Source organism: Nitrobacter sp. JJSN (assembly GCF_051912485.1).
Taxonomy (GTDB): Bacteria; Pseudomonadota; Alphaproteobacteria; order Rhizobiales; family Xanthobacteraceae; genus Nitrobacter.
On record NZ_CP196822.1, the window covers coordinates 1,276,737 to 1,295,784 of the forward strand.

Consider the following 19,048-nt stretch of genomic DNA (forward strand, 5'->3'; position numbering starts at 1 on the left):
AGACGGGGGAGGATACGATGTTCGATTTGACCGGCAGGACCGCGCTCGTGACCGGCGCGACCGGCGGCATCGGAGGCGCCATTGCGAAGGCGCTGCATGCGCAGGGAGCGACGGTCGCGATTTCCGGCACCCGGCGCGAGGTGCTGGACGCGCTGGCGGGCACGCTTGGCGAGCGCGTTCATGTGCTGCCCTGCAACCTGTCCGATGCGGGGGAGGTCGAGGCGTTGGTGCCCGATGCCGAGAAGGCGATGGGGCGGGTCGATATCCTCCTCGCTAATGCCGGCGTCACCCGGGACAATCTGTTCGTGCAACTGCGCGATGAGGATTGGGACGATGTCATCCGGATCAATCTGACCGCGACGTTCCGTCTGGCGCGCGCTGCGACCAAGTTGATGATGCGCAAGCGGTTCGGCCGCATCATCGCCATCACCTCGGTGGTCGGCGTGACCGGCAATCCGGGCCAGGGCAACTACACCGCATCGAAGGCGGGGCTGATCGGCATGATCAAGACGCTAGGTGCGGAATATGCGAAGCGCGGGGTGACCGCCAACTGCATCGCACCCGGTTTTATCGCAACACCGATGACTGACGCGCTGAACGACAAGCAGCGCGAGGCGATTTTGACGAAAGTCCCGGCGGCGCGCCTCGGGACGCCGGAGGATATAGCGGCGGCGGCGGTTTATCTGAGCTCAAACGAAGCGGCTTACGTGACTGGACAGACGATTCACGTCAACGGCGGAATGGCAATGATTTGAGGGGTTTTTGGCCTATCCACCGGGGCTTGTGGTCAAGGCTTTCGATGTGTGATAACCGGACGAATAACGGGTGGGCGAAGAACGCCATTGCAGGAATTTGAAACCCTGTATATTGGCGGTGCGGAGGCTGCCGTCGTTTGCCGGTCCGCACCGGCTCAAAGCGGAACAGACCGATTCTACACGACTGCGATAGCGACAGGAATTTAGTGAGTTGGTGCTCCACGATGGCTCGTTTTGCGGTCGGGTCCAATTGAACAACGCGAGGGTTAATGATGAGCGAGATTGGCGAGCGGGTTAAAAAGATCGTGGTCGAGCACCTTGGCGTAGAGCCCGAGAAAGTCGTCGATAATGCCAGCTTCATTGACGATCTCGGCGCTGACAGTCTCGACACCGTCGAACTCGTGATGGCCTTCGAGGAAGAGTTTGGCTGTGAAATTCCCGACGACGCGGCGGAGACGATTCTGACCGTTGGCGATGCCACCAAGTTTCTCGAGAAGAACGCGAAAAGCTAACGCTCTTGCGCGGTCTTGCTGAAGCCGGACGGACCGTGATCGAACGGTCCACCGGCTTTTCCTTATGGCTGGCAAGGAGGCTGGAGTTTTTCATATGAGGCGCGTCGTCGTCACGGGTCTTGGCATGGTGTCGCCGCTTGGCTGTGGCGTCGAGCCGACCTGGAAACGCATCCTCAGCGGCGAGAGCGGCGCGAAGCAGATCGAGACCTTCGACGTCAGCGACTTGCCGTGCCGAATCGCTTGCGTCGTTCCGCGCGGCGACGGGAGCGGTGGAACCTTCAATCCCGACCAGTGGATGGAGCCGAAGGACCAGCGCAAGGTCGACGATTTCATTATCTTTGCGATGTGCGCTGCCAGGCAGGCGCTCGATGATGCGAACTGGCATCCGGCGACTGAGGAGGATCGTTGCGCGACCGGCACCCTGATTGGTTCCGGCATCGGCGGACTCTCCGGAATCGCCGACACCGCGATCCTTATGAAGGAGCGGGGAGCGCGCAAGGTGTCGCCGTTCTTCATTCCGGGACGCCTGATCAATCTTGCTTCGGGCTACGTGTCGATCGAGCACGGACTGAAGGGGCCGAACCATGCAGTGGTGACGGCCTGTTCGACCGGTGCCCATGCAATCGGCGATGCCAGCCGCCTGATCGCGCTCGGCGACGCCGATGTCATGGTGGCGGGAGGCGCGGAGTCGCCGATCTGCCGCATCGGCATGGCGGGTTTCTGCGCGGCACGTGCGCTGTCCACCGGATTCAACGACACGCCGCAGAAAGCCTCGCGTCCCTACGACAAGAATCGTGATGGCTTCGTGATGGGAGAGGGCGCGGGTATCGTTGTCCTCGAAGAGTACGAGCATGCACGGCAGCGCGGCGCGAGAATCTATGCCGAGGTGACGGGTTACGGCCTGTCAGGGGATGCCTATCACATCACCTCACCGTCGCCCGAGGGTGACGGTGCGTTTCGAAGCATGACTGCGGCGATGAAGCGCGCAGGCGTATCGCCGTCGGATATCGACTATATCAACGCCCACGGCACATCCACTCAGGTCGGCGATGAAATCGAACTGGGCGCAGTCGAGCGGTTACTGGGTAACGCCGCATCAAGGACTTCGATGTCGTCGACCAAATCGTCGATCGGCCATCTGCTGGGCGCTGCCGGCGCGGTCGAAGCAATTTTCAGCATCCTTGCGATTCGCGATAACATCGCGCCGCCGACGATCAACCTTGATAATCCCTCCGTGGAAACCGCGATCGATCTCGTTCCGCACAAGCCGCGCGAACGGGAAATCAATGTCGTCCTATCGAATTCGTTTGGATTCGGTGGCACAAACGCGTCCGTGATCGTGCGGCGCGTGGCTGATTAACGCGGGGCGGGGACAAATCCACCGTTTCGCCGCATTCGACGACAAATCCTAGTGGTCCTTTGTTTCTAACATTTGCACCCCGTTGCGGCAGGCGTTCTTGCAAATGTTAGAAACAAAGGACCACTAGTAACGGGCGTATGCTGTTGGCCGGGGCAAGAATTCGCCGGCCGCGATAGAACCGACAGGATTCAGGTTACATCGATGAGTGAGAGACCGCCCATTTCTCCGCGTAGTCCGCGCGCCGCACTTGAACCAGAACAAGTGCCGCCGCCGCCGAAGCGCTCCGCACGCGTCCGCAGTCCGCTGGTGATCGCCGGCAACGCGATCATCACCCTCGTGCTGATCGGGATGCTTGGTGTTGGCGGGATCTATATCTACGGCAAGCAGAAAATCGAGGCGCCTGGACCGCTGCGGGAAGACAAGGTCGTCAACATTCCGGCCCGGGCCGGAATGACCGACATCGCGGACATTCTCCAGCGCGAAGGCGTGATCGACAACAATCGCTGGGCGTTTTTCGGAAGTGTGTTCGCGCTGAAAGCGCGCGCCGATCTCAAGCCCGGCGAATATTCGTTCCAGAAGAATGCCAGTCTGCGCGACGTCATCGGCACCATTGTCGAAGGCAAGGTGGTGCAGCATCTCGTTACGATTCCCGAGGGCCTGACCTCCGAGCAAATCGTAGCGCGGCTTTCAGAGAACGAGATTTTCTCAGGGACCATTCGCGAAATTCCGCGCGAAGGCACGTTGCTACCCGAGACATATAAGTTTCCGCGAGGAACGAGCCGAGACCAGGTGGTCCAGCGCATGCAACAGGCGCAGAAGCGCGTACTCGCGGAAATATGGGAGCGTCGCACCGCTGATGTGCCCGTCAAGACGCCAGAGCAGCTCGTCACGCTCGCATCGATTGTTGAAAAGGAAACGGGCAAGCCGGATGAGCGCAGCCGGGTCGCGGCGGTGTTCGCCAACCGCCTGAAGCAGAAAATGAAGCTGCAGTCCGATCCGACGATTATCTATGGTTTGGTCGGCGGTAAGGGAACGCTCGGACGGCCGATCAAACGCAGCGAAATCACGCAACCGTCCCCGTACAATACCTACGTGATTGAAGGGTTGCCGCCCGGACCGATCGCGAACCCTGGCCGGGCCTCGCTCGAAGCTGCAGCAAATCCGGCGCGAACCCGCGATTTGTTCTTCGTCGCCGATGGGACGGGAGGGCACAGCTTCACCGAGACCTACGAGCAGCACCAGAAGAATGTCGCCCGGTTGCGGACCATGGAAAAGCAGATCCAGAACGATACGGTTGAGCCGGCGGACGATCCGCCGCCGCCGGCTGCGGCGCCTTCCAGTGCAGCGCCTACCGCTGTCGCGCCTGCCGCTGCGGATACCGACGCGACGGAAGAGCCCGCCGCGAAACCGGCGCCAAGAAAGCGGGTCCGGCCAGCCCGGCAGGGCGCGGCACAACCTTCGCCGGGCGCTGTCCAGCAATAAGCGCCGTTTCCACGCAACTGCCGGTTTCCGCTCCGGAAGCGATTCCACTCGCCCGCAAAACCCTCTAACGTAGTGGTCCGATTCTAACATTTGCATCCGGTTGCGGCAGAAGTTCTTGCAAATGTTAGAATCAAAGGACCACTAGCAACGTCCGTTCCCACGAATCTCATATCTGGACGCTTCGGAGAAACCACGCGATGGCGTTGTCGAGCATGACCGGCTTTGCACGAAGCCACGGCGCCAGTGGGCCTTATGCGTTCGAATGGGAGCTGAAATCAGTGAACGCCAAGGGGTTCGACCTTCGAACGCGGCTGCCGCCGGGTTGGGACGATATCGAAGCAACGGCCCGCAAACGATCGGCCCAGGTGTTATCGCGCGGCACGGTCTACGCCAATCTGACTGTAAAGCGCAGCAACGCCGCCTCCGTCGTTCGCATCAATGAGGAGGTGCTGGCGTCGATCCTAAAGGTCGCCAGTGATTTGTCCGGTAGGATCGACGCGGTTGCCCCGAGCATTGACGGCTTGCTGTCGATCAAGGGTGTTCTCGAGGTCGTCGAACCGGAAACTGATGAGATAGAGGAGCAGGCCGCAAAGGCCGCCGCCGCCGAGGCTTTCGAACAGGCATTGCGCAGCCTGATCGATATGCGCGAGCGCGAGGGTACAGCGCTCGGTCAGATCCTGTCGCAGCGGATGGATGAGATCGAACATCTCGCAAGCAAGGCGGAGGCCGCGCCCGGCCGTCGGCCGGACGCAGTGAAGGCGCGGCTTGCCGAGCAGATAACCGCGCTTCTCGAGACATCGGACCGCTTCGATCAGGACCGGCTCAATCAGGAAGCGATCCTGATCTCCGCGAAGGCGGATATTCGCGAGGAGCTCGACCGCATTGCCTCGCATATTTCGCAGGTGCGGGAATTGATCGGCGGGGGCGGCCCGATCGGGCGCCGGCTCGATTTTCTCGCGCAGGAATTCAACAGGGAAGCGAACACCTGTTGTTCGAAGTCGAATGATCTCGAATTGACCAATATTGGCCTTGCGATGAAAAACGTCGTCGAGCAGTTTCGCGAACAGGTCCAGAATTTGGAGTGATCGATGGCTGCTCACGGCCAGAGCTTCGATGGAGTTGAACGGCGCGGTCTGATGTTCGTGCTGTCGTCGCCTTCGGGTGCGGGCAAGACCACCCTGTCGCGGCTATTGATCGAGCAGGTTCAGGGCTTGATCCTGTCGGTCTCCGCCACCACGCGGCCGATGCGGCCGGGCGAGGTCGATGGTCGCGACTACAGGTTCGTCGACAAGGCGACGTTCGCGACCATGGTCAACCGCGACGAGCTGCTGGAGTGGGCCACGGTGTTTGACAACCGCTACGGCACGCCGCGCGCTCCGGTGGAGGCGGCGCTGTCATCCGGCCGCGACGTGCTGTTCGATATCGACTGGCAAGGCACGCAGCAATTGCGGGAGAAGGCACGGGCCGACGTCGTCAGCGTTTTTATTCTGCCGCCGTCCGCTGCCGACCTTGAGAAACGTCTGCATACTCGCGCCCAGGATTCCGACGATGTCATCCGCGGACGCATGGACCGCGCCGCGCATGAACTGAGCCATTGGGCGGAATATGACTACATCGTCATCAACCAGAATATCGATGAAGCCTTTGCCGAGGTGCATTCGATCCTGAAGGCCGAGCGGCTCAAGCGCGAACGCCGAACGGGACTGACGACGTTCGTGCGCGAACTGCAGAAACAACTCGAGACGTAGAGCTTCTCGCCTCTGATGGAATCAGAAGCGAGACTCCGCGACTATGATTTGACGCATCTTCTTTACGCGAACCGGTATCCATCCGGGATCAAGCCAGAGAACATGCTTCGCTCGAAACGCTTTCGTTAATCGCTACGTCGTCGCCCCACGTGATGCCCGCGACAGGATTTCCATGATGTCGCGCGATTGCGCCTCGATTTCCCGGCGCGCGCGAAGCGGGTCGCGGGCTGGTGTCGGAGCGATGTCAGAACGCTGCCGCTGCCATGGCGGAAGGTGCCCGGTATCGACCACATCCCAGATCGACTCCGAGCGAGGACGAATGTGCATGAAGTTGCTCAGGTCCCCGAACTTGACAACAGCAAATCCGATAAGTCCCGCGAACGCCAACGCGCCGGCTAGCCAGCCCAGCAGCAATGGCATCGAGTAGGATGACGCCTCGGACTCGGGGGCGCCGCCGACGCTGACGGCCGGGCCGGGCTGGCTGCGTTCGCCAAGCAACTGAGGAGTAGGCGCTGCCGCTGCCTCAGGCTTCGGTCCGTCGTCCCGCAATTGCGGGCTGGGCGTGACCGTTGTCGCCGGTGCCGGCTGTTGCGCCACATTGATTGCCGAAGCCATGTTGATCGCCGGATCGGGCCAGCGCGTGGTAACGGCTGCCGGAGAGGCATCGGCGGTCTGCGTGGCTTCGGCTGGAGCCGTGTCGGATGGCAAGGGATCGGCGCTTGCCTGATCGCGCATCGCTGAGGAAGCGGTGTCAGACTGCGAGGGGTTGGTGTTCGCTTGATTGCGCGCCACATCATCGAATTCCGCGTGGGCATTGGCGACGGCCGGCTGCAAGGGCGGTGCCGCAGACGTCTGCGTCGGTTTACCCGGGGTGGGAGGAGCGGGCGATGAGTGTTTTGCCGCAACTCTTTGCGTGGTCTTGCCGCGTCCTTCGCCGAGATACCAGCAGTGACGCTTCGTTCCTCGTTCGACACGATAGTACCAGTGGCTTCCGGGCGGCGTTGTCGCTTGCGGTCCTGACAGGCAGGTATCGTCCGCGTGTGCCGGACTGTGCGCGGCGATCGCAAGCATGCTGCCGGCGAACGAAGCGATAAAAAATGTTGAGAGCAATTTCCCCGAACGATTTGACATGAGCATCCCCAATGATGACGATGAACGCGATGACGTCTTCGCCAAATTGTCGGGAGAGACTTGGGTCGCATTGCGCCGCAAATCCGGAAGGGCTGGGGCCAAATTGAGGCCGGGCGCTCGCGATAAATACGCGTTTTGCCGTGCCTTCGGTTCCCTTGGCGAGGTCAAGCTGGTCCGGTGAGGCCCTTGTCAGTTTTTGAACATGACACGGCCGAGCACCTTGCCGGCCCGCAACTGCTCCATCCATTTCTGAGCATCGCCCATCGGCTCTTCTCTCATGGCTATCGGCTTGATTCTGCCGGATCGCGCCAGCGCCATCAGCTCCTGTGCCTCCGCGAGCGTACCGACCATGAAGCCCTCGATGGTCATACGCTTGTAGCTCCAGTGCACCATCGGCAGATTGAAATTGCCGCCCATCAAACCCGAAACAACGATCTTGCCGCCGCGGGCAACGGCCGCAACAGCAAAATTCATCGATTTTTCGTTGCCGGCGAAATCAATGACGGCATCGAAGCCGCCGTCGTTTTCCTTGATGATGCGTTTGGCGATTTCGATTTCCGATGGATCGTAGGCGACCGCCGCACCGTTCCTGAGCGCGGTTTCTCGCGCCGCGATGCTCAAATCGGCAACCGAGATTTTCTGCTGGAACATGGTCTGCGCGAGCGCAAGCCCCATCATGCCGACGCCGCCAAAGCCGATCAGCAGCAGGTTACGCTGGCGCGGCCGGTCGGCCAGGCGTTTCAGCGCGCCATAGGCGGTGATGCCGGAGCACATCAGCGTCGCCGCCATGTTGACCGGCAGCGGGTCGTAATCGAGCAGATATTTTGTGTCGGGTACCAGGACGTGTGTGGCGAACCCGCCGTCGATTGAAACGCCGAGAAAGCGGTTTTTGGCGCAGAGATTTTCATCGCCTGCCAAGCAGTCCCGGCACTGGCCACAGCCGATCCAGGGAAATACCGCCTTCTTCTGCCCGACGATATTTTTCGGAGCACCCGGGCCGACGTCATCGACAACGCCGGCGATCTCGTGACCGAGCGTGAACGGCAGCGTCATGCCGCGGGTAATGTCGAGCCGCTTGCTGTTGCCGAGATCCATGTAGCCGTCCTGTATATGCAGGTCGGAGTGGCACAGTCCGCAGCGTTCGATGCGCACCAGCGCCTCGCGGCCCTGCGGCTTCGGCGTATCGACAATGGTTTGACACAGCGGCGCATCGAATTTGACGAGTGATTGGCGTTTCATCGGGGCCATAGCGTTTCTCTCCTCAGGCCCGGTTCGTTCCATTCCGTATGTCCGCCAATTCGCGGGCCATGGCGGCAAAGCCGGATATCGGAACCGTCTCGGCTCGCTGCGTCGGGTCAATGCCGGCCGCCGCCGTCAGTTGCGCCGGATCAGCGGGCAGTGACTTCAGGCTCTGCCGCAGCATCTTGCGACGCTGTCCGAAAGCGGCGGCGACGACCTGTTCGAGCAACCGGCGCTCGCAAGGATCAGGTCTTTCGCGCGGCACCAGCCGCACCACGGAGGACGTAACCTGCGGCTGTGGAACGAAGGCCGCGGGCGAGATGTCGAACAGGATTTTGGTCTCGGCGCGCCAATTCGACAGCACGCCGAGGCGGCCATAAGCCTCCTCGTTTTCGCGCGCGACGATGCGCTCGGCGACCTCGCGTTGGAACATCAGCACCATGGTGTCATACCAGGGCGGCCAGGGCTCGACGCTCAGCCAATCGACCAACAGGGCGGTTGCGATGTTATAGGGCAGGTTGGCGACGATCTTTGCGCGTGCTGTGCCGAGCAGCGGGCGAGGATCGAATTGCGTCGCGTCCGCGTTGATGATCGTAAGGCGGTCGGGATAACGACTCGAGATTTCCTCCAGCGCGCCGAGCGCACGCTCGTCACGCTCGATGGCGATGACCCGATGCGCCCCCATGGCAAGCAGCGCACGGGTCAACCCACCAGGACCGGGACCGACCTCGATGACCGTCGCATCTTGAAGCGGGCCGGCAGCACGCGCGATCCTTGCAGTGAGATTCAGATCGAGTAGAAAATTCTGTCCCAGCGATTTGCGCGCCGACAGCTCATGGCGTTTGATGACGTCGCGAAGCGGGGGAAGGTCGTCGATCGTGCTCATGCCAAATGTGTTGAGTCTGCCATCCGCGCGGCAAGACGCAGCGCGGCGATCAGACTTGATGGATTGGCGCGCCCCGTACCAGCGATGTCGAATGCCGTGCCGTGATCGGGCGATGTTCGGATGAACGGCAATCCCAGCGTGACGTTGACTGCCCGATCGAAGGCCAGCGTCTTGACCGGAATCAGGGCCTGATCGTGATACATGCAGATCGCGCAGTCATAAGTCCGGCGCGCGGCTTCATGGAACATGGTGTCGGCGGGAAGCGGGCCTCTGACGTCGATCCCCTCGGCGTGCAGCGTTGCGATGGCCGGAGCGATGATTGTCTGATCTTCAGTTCCGAGCGCGCCGTCCTCTCCGGCATGGGGATTCAATCCGGATACCGCTATGCGGGGCCGATCGATCCCGAAGCGTTTATGCAGATCGGAGACGACGATGCGGACGGTGTCCACGATCATCCGGCTCGACAGCTTCGTGATCGCCTCGCGCAGCGGCAGATGAATCGTAACAGGCACCACCGCCAGATCTGACGACCACAGCAACATGACCGGTTGCGGCGGTTGGCCGTTCGTCGCCGCCAGTTCGGCGAGAAACTCGGTGTGGCCGGGATGAGCGAAGCCGGCACGGTACAGCACGCTCTTCGCGATCGGATTGGTGACGATCGCGGCCGCACGTCCGGCGACGACGTCGTTGACCGCCTGACGGATGGATCCGATCGTTGCCGCAGCGCTATTTTCATCGGGATGACCGGGAGGCGCGGTTGTCGGATGGCCCGTGGCAGCGATCGGAAGCGCTTCGGCGAATATCCGGGCGTCGTCGTTGTGGCCGGCGTCAGCCAGAGGAAGATCAACACCGAGCAGCTTGGCGCGTGCTGCGATAAAGGCGGGGTCGCCAAGCAGGTAGAAAGGCGGAACGGCATCGCTCTTGCGTCGAAGCCACGCCGCGATAGCAATATCCGGTCCGATGCCGGCCGGCTCGCCCAGGGTTAGTGCAACAGGCTTCACCACGCGGTCGCTCCAGCGCGGGTTCTGGTCCGCCGTACGCTAGCTGAAGCGAGGCGTACGAATGTCACCATTATTCGCCTTTTTTTCCGGGTCCGCCCTGACGATATTCGATCATCGCGGATTTCCGAATATCGTCCAGATAATCCTTTGATTTCTTCTCATACTTGGCAGTGAACATCTTTTCGCGGATTTCCTTTTTCTTTGGGGTATCCACGCTGGTCGTCTTCTTTCCACAGACAGCAACCATTTCCACGCCCTGCCGTGTGACCTCCGGTGGTGTCAGATGCCCCACCGGCGTCTTGTCGAGCAAATCACGAAGTGGCGGGGGCAGGTCGGCCGAGGTCTTGACGACGGTATCGCGGATTGTTGCGTTCCGCATCGCTTTGAAAATGCTAGTCGCCTCCTCGCACGACTGAACGCGTTCACGCAACGAGTCGGCTTCCTTGCGCCGGGCCTCCATCACAGAAGCAGCTGCGCCACGCGGAACGATCAACACGATGGGGCGCATCTGGTATTCGAACCCCTCCGTTTTCGATTGGTCGTCGCCGCTGCTTTTCAGTGCTTCGTTGACATCGCGGTCGCTGACAAGAAGGCTATCCTTGAAGCGGCCGCGCACGAGGCTTCCCCAGACAAGATCGGCCTTCAGGCGCGCCTTGATCGTGTCCGGGCGAACACCCTGAGAGGCGAGCGATTTCGTCAACTGTTCAGGTGACATCCGCATCCGCGCGCCCATGCTGGCGTACGCCTGATCGACATCTGCTGACGTCGGGTTCACACCGTACTTCTTGGCTTCCTTGACCTTCACCTTTTCGTCGATCAACTCATCGACCACCTGCTGCCGGGTCGGCGTTTTGTGCGTGGATATTTGAATCAGCCGGCTGCGCTGTTCGATATCGAAAGTAGTGATCGGCTCGCCGTTGACCATGACCGCTACAGACTGCGCATGCAGCGGCGAGTTCAGGCAGGCGAGCGGAAGAATTGCGAATACGGCAAATCGGAAAAACGCCCGGAGGAGCAAGATCATTTTCATGTCAGTCGCGCTAGCAGCTCTCTTGTCAGCCAGGTCTGGGTCATATCGGCGGCGTTGCCCTGCCAGTCTGCCGCCGCTTTGGAAATTACTGGACGCCGGAGCCGCTCGACCCGCCGCGGGTCTGGCCCAGAGTCCGCAAGCCAAGTTGAAGCATGAAAGCATGGTTAAGCTGAGGCGCCGTCGTTCCTGCAGAATAGGTGTATGATGTCACGTAGTTGAGGCCGAGGACGAAACAATCGTCCACATATCCTGCGCCGATTGTATACTGGTTGATCTCGTTGGCTTCCAGATCCCAGCGTGCCGCACCCTGCACGACCCAGTTCGATGCAATCTTGACAGAACCGGAGCCTAGAATTCCCCGGCGGCGCGTAAGATATCCGAGGTCCGGCTGCGCGGCATAATCGCCGTACAAGACGCTCGCAGACCAACGGTTGAAGCTGGCGCGGCCTTCGGCTTCGAAGCGCTGCACGTTCAAGGTCGCTTCATCAAAACGCGCGCGTGTGCTGAACGTGAAGATGCTGTTAGGTGAATAGTTGAGGCTCGTCACATAGTCGGATTGCGCGCGCTGCAAGCCGGAATCAACGCCGGTATTGGTAAGATCCGCGACAGCGAACGAGTTCAGGCCGAACAGATGATAGGACTGGCCGAACAGGAAATTGATCGAACCACCACGATCGAATTGCGTCGTCGCCTGTACGCCCACATTAGCGCGTCCGCCGCCTTCGACGCGGTCGTAGCCGGAGAATTTGTCGACACTGAAGAGGTTGCTGGCGTCGAAGACCAGGCTTTGCGCATCCTCGTTCGGCAGCTTGCCTGCATAGCTCTCGTTCGGGCGGATGATGACCTGCGCGATCGGTTCGATCGTCGTGGTGCCCCAGGGCTGAACGTTGATGAAGGGATAGCGGTATTCCAGACCCACCGCCGGCATCATGCGGATCGCCTGGGTGTCGCCGGGCGGAAGGAAGTTGGACACGCCCTGCTGGTTCGAGATGTCGGCATTGATCGCGTCGGCGCGAAGAGAAGCGAACGGCGTCCAGATCTGACCGAAGGAATCGGTGAATGACTTGCGCCACTGTGCTTCCGCGGTCAGTCGGGTGTAGGTACCGGGAACGCCGCGCAATAGACAGTTGTTGGGCGTCCGCGCCATCGGGTCGGCCGATGTCGGAAGGCACAGATAAGAGGTATTCGCGAGCGTGGAGATCGGATCGAACTGCGCCTGATCACGCGTGAGGTTGGTGAAGTTGAACTTGTAGCTGAACTCACCGCCGATGACCGAATGATTGACGACATTCGAATAATCGATAACCGGCGCAACAACCGGAACCTGACTTTGGTTGCCCGAGAAGCTCAGGTAGTGGATCGCGCGAGCGTCGAAGTAGCTACGGTTACCGACGCCGGTCAGATAGAGCTGCGAGATCGCTTCGGTCGGCAGACTCAGGAACGATTGCAGGGCGTCACTGTATTGTTTCAGCCGGTAGTCGGAGAAGAAAAAGTAGTCGCTCAACAGGACGCCGTCCCAGCCCCAGACCCATTTGTCGTTCAGTGCGAACTGGCCCTTGGTGTCGATGCCGCCCCGGAATTCCCGATTGCCCGGACCCGAACCGAATGCCCCTGGATCCTGCTGGTCGATTCCATAAGCCCGGATTTGATAAGCGCCGTCGATGAGACGCTGCCGGAACTCGCCCTGCATCAGTACACCCTGCCGCGTGGTAAAGCGCGGCGAGAGGGTCAGATCGTAGTCCGGCGCGAGAGCAAAATAATAGGGGACTTCGACCCCGATCCCATAGGGACTATAGGAAGACACAAACGGCATCAGGAAGCCGCTTTTGCGCTTCACGGTTGGATCCGGCGTGGAGAAGAAGGGCATATAGGCCATCGGCACGCCGTAGAATTCCAGCCGGGCGTCCTCGAAGTACAGCATCTTTTCGGTTTGATTGTGAATGATGCGCGCGCCCTTGACCTGCCACAGCGGAGGCTTTTTCGGATCGTCCTTGCAGGGCGCGCAGGCGGTATAGACGCCGTTCTCGAAGACCGTGTAGTTGCCTTCGGTCCGATCGGCCCTGCTCGCTGCCATGCGCGTGGCGTCCGCGGTGTCGACCCTCAGCGAGTCGACAAAGCCATCCCGGTAGTCGTCGCTCAAATCGAGGATGTTGGCGTAGGTGACCTTGCCGTCCGCATCGGTCATGCGGATGTTGCCCTCGGCGTGAAGCCGCTTGGTTTTTTGGTCGTAGATGACCTTGTCCGCCTCGACGCTCGTGCCGTTGTAGAACATCTGCACGTTGCCGACCGCCGACACGCGAGAGTTGTTGTAGTCGTAGTCGAGTTCGGTGGCTTGAACGAGCATCTGCCCGTTGTTCTGAGCTGGTGGCGGCTTGGGCTTTGCCGGGTGAGGATTATACGTGAAACTTTGGGCCGCGACCGGTGTGGTCGTGACGATGTCCAATGCTGCTGCGGCGATCAGACCGAGAGCTGCGGTGGCCAGCGAGGTCAGAATCGCGGACATGCCGATTCGTCGGCGGCGCAGGGGGATGCGCCGCTCGCAATCAGGCAAGCGTCTTCGGAGGGCGGCGATTGCAGCCACTACCCGTCCTCCTGGTACAGCAAGACCAAAAAGCCGGCGAGGCCGCCCACGCAGACGGGCAGCCACGCCGCAGCGATCGGATTCATCAACTCGGCCTTGCTCAAATCCTCGGTTATCTTGGACAGGACGTAGAGCAGAAAGCCCGATCCCACGCCACTCAAAACCATCTTTTGCACGCCGCCGAAGCGGAAGAACCTGAGGCTTACCGAGGCCGCTAGCATCACCATTGCAGCCAGCAAAAATGGCTGTGCGATGAGTTTGTGGTATTGCAGCCGGTAGCCCGCGCTCGCGAATCCTGAACTCTCGGATGATCTGATATAGCTCGGCAGTTGCCAAAATGACACAGTTTCGGGGGTCGAAAAACTGTTTCGAACTTGCGCCGATGTCAGACTGGTCGGGAGTGCGAAGGTTTTCTGTTCGACCGGGGGGCCGTCGAGCGTAAAGCGGCGAACGTCTTTGAACAGCCAGCGGCCGTCCTCGAGGGTCGCCTCGCGTGACTCGATACGCTCTCTGAACTTGGAGTCGGGATCGAATCTGAACACGGTGAGCCCGGTCAGGCGGACGCCTTGCTGCTCGCTGCGCGCGGCGTTGATGATGGCCTGGCCCTCGTTCGTCACCTGATTGATCCAGAATCCGGATGCGTCCTGCAGGCCTCCTCCGGGGACGCCGCCGAACAGTTCGGCCTCCGTCCGCTTGGACAATTCGCGCAGTTTGGCGGACATCGGATTATAGGCTGTGGTCGCGAGGACGCCGAGTACGATGGCGCACGCGAGCGCCGGCGAGATGAATTGCCATGCCGAGACACCTGCGGCGCGCGCCACCACCAGTTCGAGTCGCCGCGACAAGGCAAGGTAGCAGGTCATGGCGCCGATCAGGACACAAAACGGGGTCAGTTTCTCAAGCGACTGCGGCACCCTGAAGAGTGACGTTTCCGCGACCACGATTGCCGACGCCGACGCAAGTCCGGAGGTCCTCCGGACCATTTCGATGTAGTCGACGAGAACGAGAAGCAGGAAGATGCTGGCGAACACGCCGAGCGTAGCCACCGCAAAACGGCCGGCGAAATAGCGACCCAATGTATTCGTCAACATGCTCATGCGGCGGCTGGCCTCCGGAGCAGGCGGAGGAGCCGCGCGTTCGATCTGTTGATCGCTTCGATCAAAGCGGCGGGCGGTTCGAGCACGGTTCCGGCAAGAATTACCTGGAGGCTGACACCGATCGCGCCGAACAGAAGCAGATATTGCAGGAGCGGGGCTATTGGCGACTTCAAGGTCATGACCGAAAGCGCGAACCCCGCCATGCGCAGACCGAACACGGCCGCAATTGCCGCTCCCATGGAGAAATTGCGACTCTGACGCGTCGTGCGCGGGGTTCCAAGGAATGCGAAGGTCAACGCAGCAAAGGCGAATGGATAGAGCGGCGCGGTAAAACGATCGTGAAGTTCGGCGCGGAACTGGCCGGGCAACTGTTGAACCAGCGGATCATCCTGCTTCCGGCCGATCAACTCCCAGAGGTAGCGCTCGCGGATGCCGTAAACGACGTCGTGTCCCCGATTCGAGAATTTCGACATGTCGAACGCATTGCGACGGAATGCCACCATGTTTGGTTCGCGCTTGCCGGCTTCGAGTCGCTCCAGGTGTCCGTCTTCAAGAACGAGGAACGATCCGTTGTCGTTCTTCATCACCGTTCCGTGGTCTGCGACGATACTGAGCCGCTCGTTCGGATTGCGGCGATCGTCGATGAATATCCCGACGAGCAGACCGCCGGGTTGGCGTTCTCGAACCCGAATCGTCAGATTTGCGTCGAGCTGCGCAAACCGGCCGGGCTGCAGAACGTTGGCCAGAACGTCGGCAGTGATTTCAGCGTCCCATCGTTTCAGCCGGCGCAAACCGTCGGGCGCAAGATAGGCCGCGATAAACGTTACCAGCAAGGCTACGACCACGGTGGCGTAGATGAACGGCCGGAACAGCCCGAACGGCGACAGGCCGGCGGCGTTCATCACGATGATTTCCGAATCCGTCGCAAGCTTATGGAGGGTGTGCGAAATCGCGATCATCAGCGCAATCGGGGAGATGATCAGCACCAGCACCGGGATCGCGAGGCTGGTGATCCCCAGGAACGTCAGAATGGTCTGACCCTGGCTTGTCATCAGGTCGATGCCGCGCAACGCCTGCGTAATCCAGATCACCCCCGTCAGGCTGACCAGAACCACGACAAACGACGCCAGCGTCGTCCGAAAAATATACTTGTCGATCGACCCCATCGGTCTGAACGATCCCCGTCCCCCGGATTAAAAACAACCGGCTGCGCCCGATCCGGTGGAGGCTTCCCCAAGCCTCGCCAATGTTTTACCCGACTCGTCTCTCAGTACCATCCCTTTGATCTGTCAACAAAATGGCCGAGCCCCGATGCCCATCGATTATGGTTAAATTCCAGGATATGTGGCCTCGCAGCCACGACGGCTCGACCGCAAATGCGCCTCTGAGCGGGTTTTGGAGCCTATATGGTTGCGGATAGCTGATCCGGGATTGCGGACCTTGGCAGCGTCGCCTTTGACAGGTCATAGTCGGCACTTCACACGCCAGCCCGATTCCGACGCTGTGCCACCCTGATTCTGGAGGATTTTTGATGCCCGATGCCGTCAAGGTCGGCTTTGTTCCGCTTTCGACCGCCCCACGCGGCATCCTCGTGGTGTTCTGCGACGATACGCTGAAATTCGGCCGGGCTACGAGCAAGGTTCTCGGGGCATCAGCCAGCGTCGTCAAACGAGCCTCAGCGACCAATCGGTTCAAGGGCAAAAGTGCCGCGACGCTCGATATCCTCGCACCGGAGGGTGTCAAGGCGGATCGCCTGATCGTCGTCGGTACTGGCACGGCGTCTGCCCTCAAGGGCAGCGATTTCCTCAAATTCGGCGGCGTCCTCGCCGGAAAGATTCGCGGCGACACCGGTGCCGTCACAGTCGTTGCGGAACTGCCGTCGGGGGCGATGAACTCCGATCAATCGGCGTCTCTGGCCTCCGGCATCCGATTGCGCGCTTACAAATTCGATCGCTACAAGACCAGGAAGAAAGACGGCGACGACACGGCCCTGCAAGCCGATGTGTCGATCGCGGTCGCCGATCCCGCTGCTGTGAAGAAAGCCTTCGCCCCGGACAATCATGTTGTCGATGGCGTTAACATCGCGCGCGATCTCGTGAACGAGCCGCCTAATGTGCTCTATCCGGAAGAATTCGCGCGGCGCGCCAGCCAGTTGCGCAAGATCGGGGTCGGCATCGATATTCTCGACGTCAAGGCGATGGCAAAACTTGGCATGGGCGCGTTGCTCGGTGTCGGGCAGGGGTCGGTGCGACCCAGCCGGACCGTGGTCATGCGCTGGAACGGCGGCAAGAAGGGCGAGCCGCCGATTGCCTTTGTCGGCAAGGGCGTCTGCTTCGATACCGGCGGCATCTCAATCAAGCCCGCCGGCAGCATGGAAGACATGAAGGGCGACATGGGCGGCGCAGCCTGCGTGGTCGGGTTGATGCATGCGCTGGCTGCGCGCAAGGCGAAGGTCAATGTCGTCGGCGCGATCGGTCTCGTCGAGAACATGCCCGACGGCAACGCGCAGCGGCCCGGCGATATCGTGACCTCGATGTCCGGCCAGACCATCGAGGTCATCAATACCGACGCCGAGGGCCGGCTCGTTCTCGCCGACGTGCTCTGGTACGTGGCGAAAAAATTTAAGCCGAACGTCATGATCGATCTCGCAACGCTGACCGGGGCGATCATGGTTGCGCTCGGCACCGAACACGCCGGTCTTTTTTCCAACAACGATCAGTTGTCGGAGCGGCTCACCAAGATTGGCCTCGAGACCGGCGAACGCGTATGGCGCATGCCGCTCGCGCCCGAATACGACAAGCTGATCGACTCGCAGTTTGCCGACATGAAAAATATCGGCGGCCGTTATGGCGGCTCGATCACGGCTGCGCAATTTTTACAACGGTTTGTCGACAACACGCCCTGGGCGCATCTCGACATCGCGGGAACAGCGATGGGCGCTCCGAAATCCGACATCAATCAGAGCTGGGGATCCGGCTTTGGCGTACGCCTGTTGGACCGGCTGGTGGCGGAATACTACGAAACGCGGCGATGACCGAAGTCCTATTCTATCATCTGCAGAATATGTCGCTTGAAAGCGTTCTGCCGCCGCTCCTCGAAAAAACCTTCGAGCGTGGCTGGCGAGCCGTCGTGCACACAACCTCCGAGGAGCGTGCCGATGCGCTCGACGCGCATCTATGGACCTATCGCGACGACTCATTTTTACCGCATGCGACGTGGCGGATCGAGGACGCGAGCGACCAGCCGATCGTTCTGACAATCGACGGCCACAATCCCAATCGGGCAACCGTCAGATTTCTGATCGACAGCGCGCCGCTTCCGGCAAGCCCGGAAGCCTACGAACGGCTGGTGCTGGTTTTCGATGGCGACGACGGTGTCGCGCTGGACGCTGCGCGGGCTGTCTGGACCGAATGCAAGTCGCGGGGGTTCGAGGTGACCTACTGGCAGGCCGACGAAAGGGGACGCTGGCAGCGTCGGCAATAGCGATATATATAGCTATATATATTGTAATTTATTAATATTTGAGGCTTTCTGATCTGAATTCACGGCTGGCCACGGTCGTGCCTCAAATTGGTGTTGGGACAGCTTTTTTTACGATCCATTGGGAACAGAATTCGTGAGACAGCCCAGATTTCACCGAAGGGCCTTGATGTCGTTGCTTTTCTTGGCGCCGCTTGTATCGGGTTGCAGCGGCGCATCGGACATGTTGTCGTCCGCCAAGGATGCGGACTGGTTTTCGCGATCGGGTAGGCTGTTCATCAAGAACGTTTCGATCGAAACGCCGCCACTCACCCCAGACAAGCCGGTGACCCCGGACGACCTCATCAGCGCGGACGGCCTTTGTCCCGGCATGGCACCGCCGATCGGCGCTGGTGAATCCAGCGCGCTTGCCGATGGCGCAGCAGGGGGGCCGACAACGTCGACATCTGTGGCGCCTGTTACAGGCACGGTGGCGCTGGGTCACACCGAATGCGACGTAACGCGCGGTATCGGCGCGCCGGACAATGTCAGCCTCTCCAACAATCCGCACGGCGACCGCGTTGCGGTGCTGACGTTCCTTAAGGGGTCGCGCGCCGGAATCTACACCTTTACCGCGGGACGTCTGTCCTCGATCGAAAGGGCGCCTGAACCGGTCGCACCTGCGAAGCCAGAGCGGCGAGCGAAAAAGAAGAAGGGCGCGGCGACCTGAGTTTTCGGTGCCTCAGAGCCTTTCCGCTTCTGATGGA

17 protein-coding genes are annotated in these 19,048 nt (G+C 60.6%); 9 read left to right on the forward strand and 8 right to left on the reverse strand.

The window, feature by feature from the left end:
- Positions 1 to 17: 17 nt before the first annotated feature.
- From fabG to gmk, 6 genes are all read left to right on the forward strand, one after another.
- Positions 18 to 755: a 3-oxoacyl-[acyl-carrier-protein] reductase gene (gene fabG / locus ACSZOQ_RS06330; RefSeq protein WP_439925144.1), complete on the forward strand. Its 738-nt coding sequence runs from the start codon at positions 18 to 20 to the stop codon at positions 753 to 755.
- 272 nt (positions 756 to 1,027) lie between these two features.
- A complete protein-coding gene (locus tag ACSZOQ_RS06335) occupies positions 1,028 to 1,267 on the forward strand; it encodes an acyl carrier protein (protein ID WP_006610957.1) in 240 nt (79 codons plus the stop codon).
- 94 nt (positions 1,268 to 1,361) lie between these two features.
- Positions 1,362 to 2,627 (forward strand): beta-ketoacyl-ACP synthase II, encoded by a 1,266-nt coding sequence (gene fabF / locus ACSZOQ_RS06340; protein ID WP_439925145.1) that lies wholly within the window; start codon positions 1,362 to 1,364, stop codon positions 2,625 to 2,627.
- 201 nt (positions 2,628 to 2,828) lie between these two features.
- Complete coding sequence (gene mltG, locus ACSZOQ_RS06345; RefSeq protein WP_439925146.1) at positions 2,829 to 4,109, forward strand: endolytic transglycosylase MltG; 1,281 nt, start codon at positions 2,829 to 2,831, stop codon at positions 4,107 to 4,109.
- Between the two features lie 197 nt (positions 4,110 to 4,306).
- Positions 4,307 to 5,194: a YicC/YloC family endoribonuclease gene (locus ACSZOQ_RS06350; RefSeq protein WP_439925147.1), complete on the forward strand. Its 888-nt coding sequence runs from the start codon at positions 4,307 to 4,309 to the stop codon at positions 5,192 to 5,194.
- 3 nt (positions 5,195 to 5,197) lie between these two features.
- Entirely contained in the window at positions 5,198 to 5,857 is a 660-nt protein-coding gene (gene gmk, locus ACSZOQ_RS06355; RefSeq protein WP_439925148.1) for a guanylate kinase, read from the forward strand.
- 132 nt (positions 5,858 to 5,989) lie between these two features.
- Here the strand turns inward: gmk and ACSZOQ_RS06360 are convergent, their stop codons facing one another.
- The 8 genes from ACSZOQ_RS06360 to lptF form a co-directional block, all read right to left on the reverse strand.
- On the reverse strand, positions 5,990 to 6,988 hold the full coding sequence (locus tag ACSZOQ_RS06360; protein WP_439925149.1) for a hypothetical protein: 999 nt from the start codon (positions 6,986 to 6,988) through the stop codon (positions 5,990 to 5,992).
- 189 nt (positions 6,989 to 7,177) lie between these two features.
- Positions 7,178 to 8,236 carry an alcohol dehydrogenase gene (locus ACSZOQ_RS06365; RefSeq protein ID WP_439925150.1) on the reverse strand — a complete coding sequence of 353 codons (1,059 nt, stop codon included), beginning with the start codon at positions 8,234 to 8,236 and terminating at the stop codon, positions 7,178 to 7,180.
- A 13-nt stretch (positions 8,237 to 8,249) separates the two neighbouring features.
- Positions 8,250 to 9,113: a 16S rRNA (adenine(1518)-N(6)/adenine(1519)-N(6))-dimethyltransferase RsmA gene (rsmA, locus tag ACSZOQ_RS06370; RefSeq protein WP_439925151.1), complete on the reverse strand. Its 864-nt coding sequence runs from the start codon at positions 9,111 to 9,113 to the stop codon at positions 8,250 to 8,252.
- Positions 9,110 to 10,117 carry a 4-hydroxythreonine-4-phosphate dehydrogenase PdxA gene (gene pdxA / locus ACSZOQ_RS06375; protein WP_439925152.1) on the reverse strand — a complete coding sequence of 336 codons (1,008 nt, stop codon included), beginning with the start codon at positions 10,115 to 10,117 and terminating at the stop codon, positions 9,110 to 9,112. The genes rsmA and pdxA overlap by 4 nt, the downstream gene beginning before the upstream one ends.
- Before the next feature lie 67 nt (positions 10,118 to 10,184).
- The gene (locus ACSZOQ_RS06380; protein ID WP_439925968.1) at positions 10,185 to 11,144 is read right to left on the reverse strand and encodes a SurA N-terminal domain-containing protein; all 960 of its coding nucleotides are present in this window, start codon (positions 11,142 to 11,144) and stop codon (positions 10,185 to 10,187) included.
- A gap of 85 nt (positions 11,145 to 11,229) precedes the next feature.
- Positions 11,230 to 13,725, reverse strand: coding sequence for an LPS-assembly protein LptD (locus ACSZOQ_RS06385; RefSeq protein ID WP_439925153.1), 2,496 nt, complete (start codon positions 13,723 to 13,725; stop codon positions 11,230 to 11,232).
- Positions 13,725 to 14,822, reverse strand: coding sequence for an LPS export ABC transporter permease LptG (lptG, locus tag ACSZOQ_RS06390; RefSeq protein ID WP_439925154.1), 1,098 nt, complete (start codon positions 14,820 to 14,822; stop codon positions 13,725 to 13,727). Before lptG ends, ACSZOQ_RS06385 begins: the two co-directional genes overlap by 1 nt.
- On the reverse strand, positions 14,819 to 15,988 hold the full coding sequence (gene lptF / locus ACSZOQ_RS06395) for an LPS export ABC transporter permease LptF (protein ID WP_439925155.1): 1,170 nt from the start codon (positions 15,986 to 15,988) through the stop codon (positions 14,819 to 14,821). The genes lptG and lptF overlap by 4 nt, the downstream gene beginning before the upstream one ends.
- A gap of 365 nt (positions 15,989 to 16,353) precedes the next feature.
- On the opposite strand from lptF, the gene ACSZOQ_RS06400 reads away from it, so the two are divergent.
- From ACSZOQ_RS06400 to ACSZOQ_RS06410, 3 genes are all read left to right on the forward strand, one after another.
- On the forward strand, positions 16,354 to 17,856 hold the full coding sequence (locus tag ACSZOQ_RS06400; protein WP_439925156.1) for a leucyl aminopeptidase: 1,503 nt from the start codon (positions 16,354 to 16,356) through the stop codon (positions 17,854 to 17,856).
- Positions 17,853 to 18,305, forward strand: a complete 453-nt coding sequence (locus ACSZOQ_RS06405) for a DNA polymerase III subunit chi (protein WP_439925157.1) — start codon at positions 17,853 to 17,855, stop codon at positions 18,303 to 18,305. The genes ACSZOQ_RS06400 and ACSZOQ_RS06405 overlap by 4 nt, the downstream gene beginning before the upstream one ends.
- A gap of 166 nt (positions 18,306 to 18,471) precedes the next feature.
- A complete protein-coding gene (locus ACSZOQ_RS06410) occupies positions 18,472 to 19,011 on the forward strand; it encodes a hypothetical protein (RefSeq protein WP_439925158.1) in 540 nt (179 codons plus the stop codon).
- The last annotated feature ends 37 nt before the right edge of the window (positions 19,012 to 19,048 follow it).

Excerpts from the sequence above, each read along its gene's own strand:
- fabG (WP_439925144.1), top strand. The coding sequence starts at position 18 with ATGTTCGATTTGACCGGCAGGACCGCGCTCGTGACCGGCGCGACCGGC.
- ACSZOQ_RS06335 (WP_006610957.1), top strand. The coding sequence starts at position 1,028 with ATGAGCGAGATTGGCGAGCGGGTTAAAAAGATCGTGGTCGAGCACCTT.
- fabF (WP_439925145.1), top strand. The coding sequence starts at position 1,362 with ATGAGGCGCGTCGTCGTCACGGGTCTTGGCATGGTGTCGCCGCTTGGC.
- mltG (WP_439925146.1), top strand. The coding sequence starts at position 2,829 with ATGAGTGAGAGACCGCCCATTTCTCCGCGTAGTCCGCGCGCCGCACTT.
- ACSZOQ_RS06350 (WP_439925147.1), top strand. The coding sequence starts at position 4,307 with ATGGCGTTGTCGAGCATGACCGGCTTTGCACGAAGCCACGGCGCCAGT.
- gmk (WP_439925148.1), top strand. The coding sequence starts at position 5,198 with ATGGCTGCTCACGGCCAGAGCTTCGATGGAGTTGAACGGCGCGGTCTG.
- ACSZOQ_RS06360 (WP_439925149.1), bottom strand. The coding sequence starts at position 6,988 with ATGTCAAATCGTTCGGGGAAATTGCTCTCAACATTTTTTATCGCTTCG.
- ACSZOQ_RS06365 (WP_439925150.1), bottom strand. The coding sequence starts at position 8,236 with ATGGCCCCGATGAAACGCCAATCACTCGTCAAATTCGATGCGCCGCTG.
- rsmA (WP_439925151.1), bottom strand. The coding sequence starts at position 9,113 with ATGAGCACGATCGACGACCTTCCCCCGCTTCGCGACGTCATCAAACGC.
- ACSZOQ_RS06380 (WP_439925968.1), bottom strand. The coding sequence starts at position 11,144 with ATGAAAATGATCTTGCTCCTCCGGGCGTTTTTCCGATTTGCCGTATTC.
- lptG (WP_439925154.1), bottom strand. The coding sequence starts at position 14,822 with ATGAGCATGTTGACGAATACATTGGGTCGCTATTTCGCCGGCCGTTTT.
- lptF (WP_439925155.1), bottom strand. The coding sequence starts at position 15,988 with ATGGGGTCGATCGACAAGTATATTTTTCGGACGACGCTGGCGTCGTTT.
- ACSZOQ_RS06400 (WP_439925156.1), top strand. The coding sequence starts at position 16,354 with ATGCCCGATGCCGTCAAGGTCGGCTTTGTTCCGCTTTCGACCGCCCCA.
- ACSZOQ_RS06405 (WP_439925157.1), top strand. The coding sequence starts at position 17,853 with ATGACCGAAGTCCTATTCTATCATCTGCAGAATATGTCGCTTGAAAGC.
- ACSZOQ_RS06410 (WP_439925158.1), top strand. The coding sequence starts at position 18,472 with ATGTCGTTGCTTTTCTTGGCGCCGCTTGTATCGGGTTGCAGCGGCGCA.